The 14,279-nt window shown below is 71.6% G+C and carries 13 protein-coding genes; 8 read left to right on the top strand and 5 right to left on the bottom strand.

Annotation, left to right across the window (positions count from 1 at the left end):
• The first annotated feature begins 184 nt into the window (after positions 1–184).
• The 6 genes from MKK54_RS11970 (at position 185) to MKK54_RS11995 (ending at position 6,297) form a co-directional block, all read left to right on the top strand.
• Positions 185–1,711: an OmpA family protein gene (locus tag MKK54_RS11970; RefSeq protein ID WP_244011113.1), complete on the top strand. Its 1,527-nt coding sequence runs from the start codon at positions 185–187 to the stop codon at positions 1,709–1,711.
• Positions 1,712–1,859: 148 nt separating this feature from the next.
• Entirely contained in the window at positions 1,860–3,074 is a 1,215-nt protein-coding gene (locus tag MKK54_RS11975) for an MFS transporter (protein WP_244011115.1), read from the top strand.
• A 115-nt stretch (positions 3,075–3,189) separates the two neighbouring features.
• Positions 3,190–3,900 (top strand): phosphatidylserine decarboxylase, encoded by a 711-nt coding sequence (locus MKK54_RS11980; RefSeq protein ID WP_244011116.1) that lies wholly within the window; start codon positions 3,190–3,192, stop codon positions 3,898–3,900.
• A gap of 9 nt (positions 3,901–3,909) precedes the next feature.
• A complete protein-coding gene (locus MKK54_RS11985) occupies positions 3,910–4,785 on the top strand; it encodes a CDP-alcohol phosphatidyltransferase family protein (protein ID WP_244011118.1) in 876 nt (291 codons plus the stop codon).
• Positions 4,786–4,981: 196 nt separating this feature from the next.
• Positions 4,982–5,410, top strand: a complete 429-nt coding sequence (gene mscL / locus MKK54_RS11990; RefSeq protein WP_244011121.1) for a large conductance mechanosensitive channel protein MscL — start codon at positions 4,982–4,984, stop codon at positions 5,408–5,410.
• A 248-nt stretch (positions 5,411–5,658) separates the two neighbouring features.
• The gene (locus MKK54_RS11995) at positions 5,659–6,297 is read left to right on the top strand and encodes a class I SAM-dependent methyltransferase (RefSeq protein WP_244011123.1); all 639 of its coding nucleotides are present in this window, start codon (positions 5,659–5,661) and stop codon (positions 6,295–6,297) included.
• Positions 6,298–6,529: 232 nt separating this feature from the next.
• Here the strand turns inward: MKK54_RS11995 and MKK54_RS12000 are convergent, their stop codons facing one another.
• The 5 genes from MKK54_RS12000 to MKK54_RS12020 all read right to left on the bottom strand — a co-directional run bounded on the left by MKK54_RS12000 (position 6,530) and on the right by MKK54_RS12020 (position 10,024).
• Positions 6,530–6,844, bottom strand: a complete 315-nt coding sequence (locus tag MKK54_RS12000; RefSeq protein WP_244011125.1) for a hypothetical protein — start codon at positions 6,842–6,844, stop codon at positions 6,530–6,532.
• Between the two features lie 279 nt (positions 6,845–7,123).
• Complete coding sequence (locus tag MKK54_RS12005) at positions 7,124–7,396, bottom strand: hypothetical protein (RefSeq protein WP_244011127.1); 273 nt, start codon at positions 7,394–7,396, stop codon at positions 7,124–7,126.
• A gap of 313 nt (positions 7,397–7,709) precedes the next feature.
• Positions 7,710–8,120: a DUF1236 domain-containing protein gene (locus tag MKK54_RS12010; protein ID WP_244011129.1), complete on the bottom strand. Its 411-nt coding sequence runs from the start codon at positions 8,118–8,120 to the stop codon at positions 7,710–7,712.
• Positions 8,121–8,319: 199 nt separating this feature from the next.
• Positions 8,320–9,060 (bottom strand): sigma-70 family RNA polymerase sigma factor, encoded by a 741-nt coding sequence (locus MKK54_RS12015; protein ID WP_244011131.1) that lies wholly within the window; start codon positions 9,058–9,060, stop codon positions 8,320–8,322.
• Between the two features lie 133 nt (positions 9,061–9,193).
• Positions 9,194–10,024, bottom strand: coding sequence for a class II glutamine amidotransferase (locus tag MKK54_RS12020; RefSeq protein WP_244011133.1), 831 nt, complete (start codon positions 10,022–10,024; stop codon positions 9,194–9,196).
• Positions 10,025–10,291: 267 nt separating this feature from the next.
• Here MKK54_RS12020 and MKK54_RS12025 point away from each other — a divergent pair, with 267 nt between their 5' ends.
• Complete coding sequence (locus MKK54_RS12025; protein ID WP_244011135.1) at positions 10,292–12,838, top strand: ABC transporter ATP-binding protein; 2,547 nt, start codon at positions 10,292–10,294, stop codon at positions 12,836–12,838.
• A 137-nt stretch (positions 12,839–12,975) separates the two neighbouring features.
• A complete protein-coding gene (locus MKK54_RS12030) occupies positions 12,976–14,181 on the top strand; it encodes a murein L,D-transpeptidase family protein (protein ID WP_244011137.1) in 1,206 nt (401 codons plus the stop codon).
• Positions 14,182–14,279 lie beyond the last annotated feature (98 nt).

Here is a 14,279-nt window from a genome sequence, read left to right on the forward strand (position 1 = left end):
GCGCGAACGCGATTCCGGCCCGGCGCGTCGCCCGCCCGGCGCGGAGGCCCCGGCCGAGCGGCCGGCGGCCCCCCCGGCGGCCCGTGAGCGCGCGCCCGAGCGCCCCAATGTTCCCGAGCGCCCGACGGCGGCCGAGCCCGCGCGACCCGCGCCGGGGCAGCCGCGTCAGGGCCCCCCTCCGTCCGTGCCGGATGCCCGCACCCCCGCCAATCCCACCAATCCGAACGTGCCGGGCGCCCCGCCGCCGGCGCGTCCCGCGGCGCCCGGCGAGCCGCGCGCACCCGACGCGCAGACTCAGCCGGGCCCGAATCCGGGCCAGCCCGGCGCGGTGGCGCCGAACGCGCGTCCGGGCGTCCCGGGCCGTCCGTTCACGCCTCCCGGTGCCCAGAACCCCGACGCGCCGCGTCCCGATGGCCGTCCCGGCCCTGACGGTCGTCCCGGAGCCAACGACCGTCCCGGCCCCGATGGTCGTTCCGGCCCCGATGGGCGTCCTGGCCCCGATGGTCGCCTCGGCCCCGATGGTCGCCCGGACCGCGACGGGTCCCTCCCGGGAGGCCGCGACCCGCGCCGCGACGGACCGGATCGGAACGATCCGCGGCTCGACCGCGACGGGCCGGGCCGTCCCGACCTTCGGCGCGGCGACGACCGCGACACCTTCGATCGCCGCAGCGGCGACGACCGGCGCGAGGACCGCGAGCGGCGGGACGCCTTCGAGCGGCGCGAGCCGCGCACCGGCTTCAACGCGCCGGGGCGCCCCGGCTACGTTCCGGGCGGGTTCCGGGACGATGACGAGGTGCGCGACTACGATCAGGTCCGCCGCGACCGGCGCGAGTTCTCGGAAGGGGGCCGGACCTACATCCGCGAGCCCGGCCGCATCATCGTGCGCGACCGCGACAACTACTTCATCCGCCACGACGAGAACGAGCGCTTCCGCGATCTCGACCGGCGCGCCTATCGCAGCGAGCGGCGCGGCGGCGACACCATCACGTATCTCGACCGGCCCGGCGGCGAGCAGATCGTCACCATCGTGGACGATGACGGCCGCCTCGTGCGCCGCTCCCGCCGCTTCCGGGACGGGCGCGAGGTGGTGATCATCGACAACGCCTTCGGGGGTGGCGCGCGCCGGCCGATCTACGACGACGTCGTCGACCTGCCGCCGCCCGACATCCGCATTCCGCGCGAGCGCTACGTGGTGGAGTACGACGGTGCCGACGAGCGCACCGTCTACGAAGCCCTGTCGGCCCCGCCGGTGGTGGCGGTGGACCGGCGCTACACCCTCGATCAGGTGCGCTACAGCCCGCAGCTGCGAGCCCGCATGCGCAGCGTGGACATCGACACGATCAACTTCGACACCGGCTCGTTCACGGTGACGCCGGACCAGGCCGCCCGCCTCGCCACCATCGCGGCGGCGATCAACCGGGCGATCAAGGCCAACCCGCAGGAAGTGTTCCTGATCGAGGGCTACACCGACGCGGTGGGCTCCGACATCGACAACCTCTCGCTCTCCGATCGCCGCGCGCAGTCGGTGGCCACGGTGTTGACGCAGAACTTCCAGGTGCCGCCCGAGAACCTGACCACGCAGGGCTACGGCGAACAATACCTGAAGGTGAACACGCAGAACGCCGCGCGCGAGAACCGCCGGGTCACCGTCCGCCGCATCACCCCGCTGATCCAGCAGCAGGGCGAGGCGGCACCGCCGCCGCCGCGCTGAGCCGCCACCCGAGAGACCGGGACGCCTCGAGTCCCGGTCGCCACATCCGCGATCGGCGGGCGGGAAGCGGTTCCCCGGCCCGCCGGTCCGGCCTATATCCCGGGGCACGGGGCCGGCCCATTCGCGCCGCGACGGAGCAGGAGCCGGCATGGACGAGGCGAGCGCGCGGTTGATCGAGGCCGGCACCCCGGCCTTCCGCCGCACCGCCATCGCGCTGGGGGCCGCGGGCTTCTCCACCTTCGCGGTGCTCTACGGAGTGCAGCCCCTGCTGCCCGTCTTCGCGGACGACTTCGCGGTCTCGCCGGCCGAGAGCAGCCTCGCCCTGTCGCTGCCCTGCGCCATGCTGGCGATCGCGCTCCTGGTCGTCAGCCCGCTCTCGGAGGTCTGGGGCCGCAAGCCCATCATGGTGGCCTCGCTCTTCGCCTCGGCACTCCTCACCATCGTCGCCGTGCTGGTGCCGAGCTGGCACGGCTTCCTGGCCCTGCGCGCGCTGACCGGCCTCGCCGCCTCCGGCCTGCCGGCCGTGGCGATGGCCTATCTCGGCGAGGAGATGCACGGGCGCGCCATCGGCCTCTCCATGGGCCTGCTCATCGGCGGCAATGCGCTCGGGGGCATGGTCGGGCGGCTCCTCGCCGGCATCATCGCGGACCACGCCTCCTGGCGCTGGGGCCTCGGCACCATCGGGCTCCTGGCGCTGCTCGCCGCCATCGCCTTCGTCTACCTGCTGCCGGATTCCCGCCGTTTCCGGCCCAACCGGATGCGCTGGCGCGAGGTGCCCGGCACCTTCGGCCAGCACTTCCGCGATCCGGGCCTGCCCTGGCTATTCGCGGAGGCGTTCCTGCTCATGGGCGGGTTCGTGTGCATCTACAACTACATCGGCTTCCGCCTGCTCGATCCGCCCTTCTCCCTGAGCCAGAGCGCCATCGGGGCGATCTTCGTGGTCTACCTGTTCGGCACGGTCTCCTCGGCGCTGACGGGCGAGATCGCGAGCCGGCTCGGGCGGCGCAAGGTGCTGTGGCTCGCGATCCTGCTCGGGCTCGGGGGCGTTTGCCTCACCCTGTCGAGCCATCTCGCGCTCATCATCCTCGGCATCGTCCTCGTCACGGTGGGGTTCTTCGGCGCGCATTCCGTCGCCAGCAGCTGGGTCGGGCGCCGCGCCCTGCGCGACCGGGCCCAGGCCTCCTCGATCTATCTCTGCCTGTACTATCTCGGCTCCTCGGTGCTCGGGACCGCCGGCGGCTGGTTCTTCGCCCATTCGGGCTGGGTCGGCGTGGTGGCGTTCTTCGCCACCCTCTACGGCGCCGCCCTCGCCATCGCGCTGCGCCTGTCGCGCCTGGCGCCCCTCGTCCCGGCGGATGGCTGAGCGCCGCTCCGATCCAAAATCCTGTGACGGATGCCCCCGCGTGCCTTAAGAGGGGCGCCTGCCCGGGCGGCCCTTCCAAGATCGCCCATCCGACGAAAGCAGTCCTGAGCCCCCCATGACCGACCTCCTCGAGACGATTCGCCGGACGCTCGTGCCGATCCACAAGGAGGGCTATCCCTTCATCGTCATCGGCATCGTGCTGACGGTGATCGGCGGCTACTTCGCGCAGTTCCTGGGCTGGATCTTCCTGATCCTCACCCTCTGGGTCTGCTACTTCTTCCGCGACCCCGAGCGGGTGACGCCGGTGGGCGACGGCCTCGTGGTCTCGCCGGCGGATGGCCGGGTGAACCTCATCGCCACCGTGCTGCCGCCGCCCGAGCTCGACCTGCCGCAGGAGCCGATGCTGCGCGTCTCGGTGTTCATGAACGTGTTCGACTGCCACGTGAACCGGGTGCCGGTGACGGGCCGGATCGGCCAGATCCACTACACGCCGGGCCTCTTCCTCAACGCCGAGCTCGACAAGGCCAGCGACGACAACGAGCGCAACGGCCTCGTGATGGAGACGACCCACAGGGGCGCGCCCGTGCGCATCGGCGTCGTGCAGATCGCCGGCCTGGTCGCGCGCCGCATCGTCGGCTGGGTGCAGGCCAACGACACCCTGAACGTCGGCGAGCGCTTCGGCCTGATCCGCTTCGGCTCGCGGGTCGACGTCTACCTCCCCGTGGGCACCCGCGTCCTCGTCGGGCTCGGCCAGAAGGCGGTGGCCGGCGAGACCGTGCTCGCCGATCTCGGCGGCGGCCCCGAGCGCGTCTTCCGTCGCATCTGAGGGCATCCCATGGACGACCTGTTCCCGCCCTTCGCGCCCGACGCCAACGAGCCCCGGCCGCGCCGCTTCAAGCCGGTGCCGTTCCGGATGATCGCGCCCAACATGATCACCCTGATGGCGCTCTGCCTCGGGCTGACCGCGATCCGCCTCGCCTTCGAGGGCAAGTTCGAGCCCGCCGTGATCGCGATCGTGGCCGCCGCCTTCCTCGACGGCATCGACGGGCGCGTGGCGCGCATGCTCAAGGGCACCTCGCGCTTCGGGGCCGAGCTCGATTCCCTGGCGGATTTCGTCAATTTCGGCTGCGCGCCGGCGCTCATCCTCTACGGCTTCGCCCTGAAGGAGATGCGCTCGCTCGGCTGGATCGTGGCGCTGATCTTCACCATCGCCATGGCCCTGCGGCTCGCCCGCTTCAACGCGATGCTCGACGACCCCAGCCGCCCGGCCTGGAAGAAGGATTTCTTCGTCGGCATGCCGGCGCCCGCCGGGGCGCTCACCGCGATGCTGCCGCTCTACCTCAACTTCCTCGGTCTGCCGATGGAGCACTGGGCGGCCCCCGTCGTGCTCGGCTACATGCTCTGCATCGCGCTCCTCGTGGTCTCCACGGTGCCGACCTTCTCGGGCAAGACCATGGGCAAGCGCGTGCCCCGCGACTGGGTGCTGCCGATCTTCCTCGTGGTGGTGGCGGCCTTCGGCCTGTTCATCAGCTACCCCTTCGAGGCGATGGTGACGCTGGCCGTCGGCTACCTCGTGACCCTGCCGATCGGCGCGGCCCAGTATCGGCGCCGGGCCAGGGCGGAGGCGCAGGGCGCCACGGCGGCGAGCCCCGAGGGCGCCCCCGAGGCGACGGCGGCCGATGCCGAGCGCAATCGGGGCGTGGGCATCTGATCCCGTCTCCGCTCGATCGAAGCGGAAGACGGGATCGCTCAGCCCGCGCGGCGCTGGGGCGAAGCCAAGATCCGCAGGGCGACGCCATCGAACGGATTTTGTCCAGGACGCCAACTGTCCTGGCCTCACCGGCTCGCGTAAGCTTCCGGCCGGCCCTTCGCGCTCCGCGAAGGGCCGGACACGGGCGGGGGCGACGATGCTGGAAGAATTCAAGAAGTTCGCGCTGCGCGGCAACGTCGTCGATCTCGCGGTCGGCGTGATCATCGGCGCGGCCTTCGGGGCGATCGTCACCTCGGCGGTGCAGGACGTGTTCATGCCGATGATCGGCGCGATCACCGGCGGCCTCGATTTCTCGAACTACTACATCGCCCTGTCGTCGAGCGTGCAGAAGGGCGCGGCCTATGCCGATGCCAAGAAGCAGGGCGCTGTGATCGGCTACGGCCAGTTCATCACCGTGGCGCTGAACTTCATGATCGTCGCCTTCGTGCTCTTCCTCGTGATCCGGGCGATGAACCGCCTCGTCAGCAAGGAGGAAGCCAAGCCCGAGACCGTGGCCGAGGTGCCGGCCGACGTGAAGCTGCTGGCCGAGATCCGCGACCTCCTGGCGACGAAGCGGGTGATTTGACGCCGCTCCGCCCGCGAGGGGCGGCGTGTCTTGACTCCCGGCGAGGCTGGGGCGATCGAACGGGGCCGGCGCGCCGATGGAAAGCTCCGTGCCGTCCGTCCCGTCGAGCATTCTCCCTCCGTGCCGGCCTCGCGGGCGCCCACGCGCGCAGAGATCGACGGACAGGGTCCGCGACGCGCCGGATCATTCCGGGGCCTCAGGCGATCTTCGAGGGCCTGAAGGTGTTCGCAAGCATAGAATCGAGAAAGATGGACCACATCATTCGATACTGGGACACGTTCTACGCCGGCCGGCGTGGCAATCCGGAGCCCACCAGTTTCGCTCGGTTTATCGAGCGACGGTTTCCGGATCATACGACGCTCGTGGATGTCGGCTGCGGCGATGGCCGCGATACGCTCTGGTTCGCCTCGCGCGGATGGTCCGGGATCGGGCTGGATGCCTCGAACGCGACGCTCGTCGAATGCGCGCGAAGAGGCGAGACGTTCGGAGAACGGTGCCGCTTCGTGAGATCGGAGATCGGCCGGGACAGCATCGATGCCGCCTTGCGCGGACACGCGATCGATCTTCGAAAAACCCTCGTCTATGCGCGGTTTCTGCTGCACGCCATTACCGACGCGGAGGAGCACTGGTTCCTGGAGGACGTGTCGTCCCTGGTCGCCCGAGGCGCGCGTCTGTGCGTGGAAGCGCGCACCGTCGAGGACGCGTCGCTCCCGAAGGTCGAGGCGCCGCATTACCGCCGGTTCATCGAGGCTCGGACGCTGGAGGAGCGCTGCCGCTCCCTTGATATGGAGGTTGAGTTTATGCAGTGTGGAAAAGGATTGGCACCTTACAAGTCTGAGGATCCCGCAGTCGTGCGCATGATCTGCCGTGGGAGCGGAAATGTATAGATCGGTCAAGCGTCGCTACAATCGCGGCAATCTCATCGCCGCCTGCGCCGTCTTGCAAAGCCTGGAGCCGTTTCCATTTTACGGGACGCTGCTCGGCCTGACGCGTGAAGGCGATATCATCAAGCACGACGACGATATCGACCTGTTCGTGGATATCAAGCACAGCCGCGCTGCGGCATCACTTCTACGCTCGGCCGGGTTTACGGTCACGGACGATACGTATCCGAACATTTCACCGTATTTCATGCAGGGCACCAAGATCATAGACGGTGTCAAGACGTTCGTGGACATATATTTGTTCGAGAACGATCCGAATCGGCCTTGGATCGTCGATCGCTGGAATTTCGGGGGATGCCCCGGGCACATCTTCACGCATCTTCACATCGACAAGGATTTGATCTTCCCGCTCCGGCGGCGGGAGTTTTTCGGCCAGGAATTCCTTCTCCCCTCCGGAATGGCGCAATGTTGCCAGTTTCTCTACGGGCCAAGTTGGCGGGAGAAGCTGTCCAAGGGGGGGAACGAGTACAAGATCGTCATCCAGGATCACCGCCCGGCGCTCGTGCTGACGAATGGCGCCGCGATTCCTCCAACCACGCCGGAGGCCCTTCCGGGCAGCGTCGCGGCCGAGAACGAAGGGTCGGCGTCAGGCGTCGCCGGATCCTCCTGGGCGCGCACAGTCGCCGAAGCGACACGTGCGACGGCTACGGAAATCGTCTCGGAGAGACCGGCCCGTCATGGCGTGCGGTGGAAACGGACTGGCCTCGGGACGCGCGCCGTTCGGCTGCGCATTCATGCGCCGCGTTCCCCGCGCAGATCGGGACGCCGTCTACCGGGTCCCGCCGGTCTCGCTCCCCGGTCCCGCGCCGAGATCCCCGAGCAGGCCCTCGAGGGCCTGTTCCACGGCCCCCGTCCCTTCTTCATGCGTCTTCAGCCGCACTTCGAGGCGCTTGATCTGCGGTTCGAACGCCTCGGGCACCACCGGATCGCCGAGATATTGGGGGACCCCCTCCTCGGTGGTGAAGACGGAGCGCAACTGCTGGCCGAGATGGTCCCGCACCGGCTCCGGCAGGGCAGGATCGGAAAGCGTAACGTCCGCCATCGTCGTGGTATCCTTCGCGTCGATCGAGAATCGAATGCCGATGATCAAGGGCAACGCCGCACGCGCGGACCTGTCCCGGTTCCTCGCGGCGGCCCATCGCAGGCAACGGGCGAAGTCCGGACGCGTTGCGTGCCGCGAATGGGACCCAAACGGAAAGTCCGGCGCCTGCGCACGCCACCGACACCCTGATCCCTTCGCCGAGACCGTGCCGGACCCGGGAGCCCGGCCTCACGAGGCAGTCCCCCGGCGCAGAGCGCGCCGGGGGCTCGACGGTGGACCGCGGACCCGCGATCCACCCGCGACAAAGCCAGGTTCAGTCGATGACTTCGACGATGCGGTGGCCGCGATCCACCAGCACGGGGCGATCGTTGACGATGGTGTAGCGGGCGCCGCGCGCGTTGTACTCGGCCGGGACCTCGTAATAGGTCACGCCGGAGCTCGGCAGGACGGTGCCGACGCGGACGTCGCCGTTGTAATCGTAGGACGAGCGGCGCTCGCTGGTGACGTAGCTGCGGAAGCGGGGGCGGTCGTCGATGCCGAGGATGCCACCCACCGTGCCGGTGGCCGCGCCGACCGCGCCGCCGACGATCGCGCCGACCGGGCCGGCCGCATCCGCGCCATCCTGCGCGCCGCGCTCGGCGCCGCGCACGAGGCCCTGCGCCTGGGCCGCCATCGGCAGGCTGAGGGCGAGGGCGGAGGCGGCGAGGAGTGTCTTGAAGGTCATGATCGGGCTCCTGAACGAGTGTCCCGCGACGCTGTGAAGCGCTGCCGGGTTCAGGGCAGTAACGTCCGACGCCCGGAAGGGATGCGTCGATTTTTCTCGCGCGCCATCCGGGGCCATCGTGTCCGAGCCCGCGCGACCTGGGCTCGTGCCTGTCGCGTCACGCGTCCGAAATCACGCGTCCGAAATCACGCGTCCCAGGTCATGCGTCCTTGGGCATCGCCGACTGGATCAGCCGGTCCGAACTCAGGTCTTCCTCGTCGTAGCCGAGGAGTTCGGCGAGGCGGCCCCGGGCGCGGCTGACGCGGCTCTTCACGGTGCCGACCTTGCAGCCCATGATCGCGGCGGCCTCCTCGTAGGAGACGCCCTCGGCGCCGACGAGCACCAGGGCCTCGCGCTGGTCCGGGGGCAGCTTGCCCAGGGCGGTCTGGAGATCCTCCACGTCGAGGCGGTCGCCCTGGTGCGGGGCGGTGGCCAGCCGCGCGGCGTAGGAGCCGTCCTGGTCCTCCACCTCGCGCACGCGCTTGCGGTGGTCCGAGTAGAAGATGTTGCGCAGGATCGTGAACAGCCAGGCGTTCAGGTTGGTGCCCGGCTGGAAGCGGGCCCGGTGCTGCCAGCCCTTCAGCAGGGTGTCCTGCACGAGGTCGTCGGAGCGGGCCGGGTTCGAGGTCAGCGACAGCGCAAAGGCGCGTAGCGACGGGACCGCCGCGAGCAAGCCGTTGCGGAACTCGGGCTCGATCGCCTCGCCGCGCGCCTTCAGGGCAGCTTCGAGCTTCTCGATGAGTTCGGCGAAGCGACCCGGCTGCTCGTCCGTGGGCAGGCGGTCGTAGACCGTGCGCAGGTGCTCGCCGAGATGGGTCCGGATGTTCGACGACAGGTTCGGCCTGCCGTCGCGGGAGGCCGACAGGGCGTCGGGGGCGGTGTCGGTCACGTCGCGTGTCATGGCTCGTCGTAATCTGGCGCGGTCTGGATGCGGGTCGGCCCGAGGCGTCCGAGAAGCACCCGCGCGGTCCACTGATGTCGCGCCTTGTAGCGCATCCGCGCCGTCGGCGCATCCCGCCGGACAACCGTGGCCGTTATGCGCGCCGCCGCATCAACAGCCGCGGAGGGGCGGGGGCGTCCTCGGCCCGGCGCGCGGGCTTGAGGATGCGCACCGCGCCGTCCCGCAGGGAGAGCACGTGGCCGCGCTCCACGTCGGTCCAGCACTCGTCGCGGGTCAGCGCCTTGGTGGCGATCACGGTGACGACATCCTTCGCCCCGGTCTCCTGCGCGAAGTCCACGTGCCAGTCCTCGTCCACCAGGGTCGCGGTGCCGAAGGGCGCGCAGCGGGTGAGGTAGCACAGGCGCTTGCCGCAATGGGCGTAGAGGGTGCGGCTGTCCGAGAGCAGCATGTTGAACACGCCGAGGCCGTGCAGCGCCGCGCAGAGATCCGCCACCGCCCGGTCGATCCGGGCCGGGCTCGGCAGGTCGGGCCAGCGCTGCTGCAACTGGTCGAGCATCCAGCAGAAGGCGTGCTCGCTGTCCGTGGAGCCCACCGGCTTGAACCAGGTCAGCGGCCACTTCTTCACGCCCTTGAGCTGGCCGTTATGCGCGAAGGTCCAGCGCCGGCCCCACAATTCCCGGCTGAAGGGATGGGTGTTCTCGAGGTTGACCCGGCCGCGATTGGCCTTCCGCACGTGGGCGATGACGATGCGGCTCTTGATCGAGGTCTTGCGCAGCAGCTTGGCGAGCTCCGATTGCGCGCTCGGCTCCGGCTCGTGGAAGGCGCGCGCGCCCCGTCCCTCGTAGAAGCTGATGCCCCAGCCATCGGCGTGGGGACCGGTCTCGCCGCCGCGCCGGGCCAGCGCCGCGAAGGAGAAGCGGATATCGGTGGGCACGTTCGCGCTCATGCCGAGCAGTTCGCACATGGGTCCTTCGGTGCTTCGGGCGTGGGGGAGGGGGCGACGGGCGAAGGCGTCGCGCTCGTCCGAGGATCGGTCTCCCCGGAACCTAGGGGGGTTCGCCGGCTCGAACAACCGTGCCGAGCGCGCCAAAGGCCCGTGAGGGACCGGCGCCATGCGGGAACGGACGGCGGGACGCGCCGATCCGTCCCGTGTGCCGGCACGCTTTCGCCCGCCCGCGCGATCCCGTAAGGCGCGGGGAGCCTGACGGCGCAGGCGGACACGGGAGTGCTGATGGACCGGGATCCGATCGTCTTCACCTGGCGCACCTCACGCTCCGAGCACGTCGCCGCGGTCGGGCTGGCGCTGGGGCTCGGCGGTCCCCTCGCGTTCCTCGCGCTGCTGTGCCTGCGCGACCTCCTCGAGGTCCAGGTCCACGACACCGCGCCGGCGGCTCCGTTCCTGCGGATCGCCGCGACCTTGCCCTGGCGGCCCGCCGCCGAGGGGCCCCTCATCGCCTTCGCGGGCTGGACCCTGCCGCACGCGGACCTCGTGCGCGCGGCCTTCCTCGGGCTGGCGGCGGCGGCCGTCGCCTCGGCCGGCCTCGGCTGGGCGGTGGCGCGCCTGTGCTTCCAGGCGCAGGCGCGCACGGTGGCGGCCCTGCAGGGCCGGGTCACGGAAGCGATCCTGCGCGCGCCGCCGAGCGCCCGCGACGAGGCCCGCGCCCTGGCGCAGATCCTGGGCGACCTGCTGAGCCGCCTCGACACGCTGTTCGGCCTGGCGATCCTTGTGCCGGCCCTGGCCCTCGGCGCCGCCCTCCTCGCCCTCCTGCTCGCGGGCATGGCCGCCCCGCGCCTGCTCCCCACCGTGGCGGCCGGGCTCCTCGCGGCGGGGCTCGCCCGCGCCCTGATCCAGCGGCGCATGCAGGACCGCGCCGCCCTGCGCCTGCGGGCGGGCGGCGCGGCCGGGCGGGCGCTCTCCGACCTCATCCGGCGGATGCCGGCGGTGCGCGCCCACGGGGCAGCGGCCTTCGAGCGCGGCCGGCTCGCCGCGAAGGGCGCCAGCACCCGCGACGCCCTGGCGGCCTCGGAATCCGCCCTGGCCTATGCCCGCGCGCCCTCCATGGCGCTCGCCATCCTGCTGCCCGCGATCGTGGTCGCGGTCGCCCTCTGGCGCGGGCATGACGGCACCACGGCGCCGGTGGAGCCCGGCGCGCTGCTGGCCGCCGGCGGCGGCTTCGCCCTCGCGGTGGTGGCGCTGGCCGTGACGCTGCGCGTGCGCGGCCTCCACCGGGCGCTCGCCGCGCCGTTCCGCGAGGTCGCCCTCGGCGTGCCGGCCCTCGAAGGCCGCGCCGCCGCCCGCCCGGCCGCTCCCGCCGCCTTCCCCGAGGCGGGCGCCCTGGTGGCGCAGGGCGTCGGCGCCTACGACCCCGCCACCGGCGAGCGGCTGGCCGGCGTCGACGCCACCCTGCCGATGCCGGGCCACGTCGCCATCCTGGGCGAGCGCGGCAGCGGCAGCCGGGTCCTGGCGGCGATCCTGGCGGGCCAGCTCGAGCCCTCCGCCGGGGCCGTCACCTATGCGGGCCTCGACCTGCGCGCCTTCGCGCCGGAGGAGCGCGCCCGCCGCATCGCGCTGGCCGGGGCCGAGGCGATCCTGATCGAGGGGACCCTGCGCCAGAACATCCTCTACGGCGCCGCGCAGGCGCCGGACCGGGACGCGCTCATCGCCACCTTGCGGATCACCGGCCTCGACGCCTTCGCCTATGCCCGCGGCCTGGAGGGTACAGTCGACCCGCTGGCCGAGCCCGAGATCGCCCGCGCGGTGGTGGCCGCCCGCCACGCGGTGCGCGAGGCGCTCTCCGCCGACAAGGCCGCCCGCCTCGTCGAGCCGTTCGATCCCGCGCGCTACAACCACCAGGCCACGGTGGGCGAGAACATCCTGTTCGGGGAGGCGGTGGGGCCGGCCTTCGCCTCGGACCACATCGCCGCCCATCCCTACCTGCGCGCCGTGCTGGAGGCCGAGGGCCTGAGCCGTCCCCTCACGGAGATCGGCCTTCAGGTTGCCCGCAGCCTCGTGGAGATCTTCGCCGACCTGCCCGACGACCATCCGCTCTTCGAGACGTTCTCGCTGTTCCCGGCTTCCGAGCGCGGCTTCTTCGAGGACCTCGTCGGCCGCCAGCCCGAGGCGAAGGGCTGGCGGCGCGGCCCCGCCGGCCAGCGCGACCGCAAGCGCTTGATCGGGCTGGCCCTGCGCTACAGCGAGACCCGGCACCGCTTCGGCCTCATCGACGCGGCCTTCGAGGAGCGGCTGGTGGCGGCCCGCCGCTCCTTCGCGCGGCTGATGCCGCCGCACCTGCGGGCCAGCGTCGAGTTCTACGATCCGGCCCGGCTCACGGCGGCCGCGAGCCTGGAGGAGAACATCCTGTTCGGCCGCATCAACGGCGAGGAGGCCGGGGCCGAGGCGCGGGTGCGCGCCCTGGTGCGCCGGGTGCTCGCCGACGAGGGCCTGGAACCGGCCGTCTACCGCCTCGGCCTGGAGAGCCGGGTGGAGCCGGGGCTGGCCGGAGGCGGGGCCAGCCTCGGCGAGAACGCCATCGGCCCGCGCGAGCGCATCGCCATCGATCTCGCCCGCTGCCTCGTGCGCCGTCCCGACATCGTCGTCGTCGCCATCGCGCTGGAGGACCGCAAGGCCGACGAGATGCGCGCCCGCCTCGGCGCCCTGCGCGCCGCCCGGGCGGGGTGCGGCCTCATCGTCTGCCTGCCGGATGCCGAGGCCCTCGACGGGGTCGAGCCCTTCGACGCGGTCCTGCGCGTCGAGCGCAACACCGTCCTGGCCGCCTGAGGGCGGGAGAACCCGGTCGGCGATGGGTTTCGCGCCGGGTTCCTATTGCGGCCCCAATGGGATGCGATAGGCAAGGACGCGTGCATCGTGCACGGGCGTCCGCCCGCCGGCGGACGGGTCGCTGTCCAGGGCCGCGCATGGTCTTCCGCTTTCGGAATCTGCCCTTCCGGAATCCGATCCGCCCGACGGCGCTGCTCGTCTTCGGAGCCCTGACGGCCGGCTCGCCCGCCTCGGCCGCGCCGGGCAAGGCGTTCGCGCCGATCCCGGCCGCGACGCTCGCGCTGATGCAGGCCAGGGGCACCACCGCCGCCGCGCCGGTGCTGTTCCGGGCTTACAAGAAGGAATCCGAGATCGAGGTCTGGAAGCGGGCGGCCAGCGGCCGCTTCGTTCACGTGAAAACCTTCCCGATCTGCCGCTGGTCGGGCCAGCTCGGGCCCAAGCGCAAGACCGGCGACCGCCAGACGCCGGAGGGGTTCTACACCGTGCCCCAGCGGCAGATGAACCCGAATTCGAGCTACTACCTCTCCTTCGACGTCGGCTATCCCAACGCCTACGACCGCGCCCAGGGCTCCACCGGTTCGGCCGTGATGGTGCACGGGGTCTGCTCGTCGATGGGCTGCTTCGCCATGACGGACCAGGTGGTGGGCGAGATCTACGCCATCGCCCGTGAGGCCTTCGCGGGTGGGCAGGCCGCGTTCCAGTTCCAGTCCTATCCGTTCCGGATGACGGCCGCGAACATGGCCCGCCACCGCACCGACCCCAACATCGCCTTCTGGCGCCAGCTCAAGGAGGGGGCCGACCGGTTCGAGGCCACGGGCGAGGAGCCGGTCGTCGGCGTGGTCGCCGGGCGCTACGCCTTCGCGCCGTACCGGGATCCCGCCAAGGAGGCCCTGGCCACCGCCCATCGCAGCGCCGAGGAGGCGCGCATCGCGGCCCTGGTGGAGGAGGGGAGCGCGGCCGTGCGCACCACCTATTCCGACGGGGCGCAGCACCCGTTCTGGGCGGCGCTCGCCGCGAAGGGCACGTCCCTCGGCGATGTGAGCCGGCCGGAGGCCCTGGCCTATGCGGGCCAGGAGGTGGTCGTCATCGCCGCCCGGCCGCGCCCGCTTCCCGTGGCGGAGGCGGTGTGGTCGCGCTGGATCGCGCCGGCCTCGCCCCTGTCGCGCACCCGGATGCCGGGCTTCGTCCCCGCCTACGAGCAGGCGGCGCCGGCCTTCGCGCCGCTTCTCACCTCCTATGCGCAGACCTGGCCGCGCGTCGTCGGCCTCACCCTCTCGGGTGCCCTGCGGGCGCCGGACATCGCCGCCGCCGGGGGCGCGGTCGAGGTGGTGGCGCAGCGATGAAACGGGCTTGTGGCCAGGGGGGCACGGGCGGTTGATAACGTTGCCGGCAAGATGTTTCCGCCCCCGGCGATGTGCGGACTCGCACATCGGGCCTTCCG

The sequence above is a fragment of the Methylobacterium sp. J-068 genome, assembly GCF_022829445.1.
Classification (GTDB): Bacteria; Pseudomonadota; Alphaproteobacteria; order Rhizobiales; family Beijerinckiaceae; genus Methylobacterium.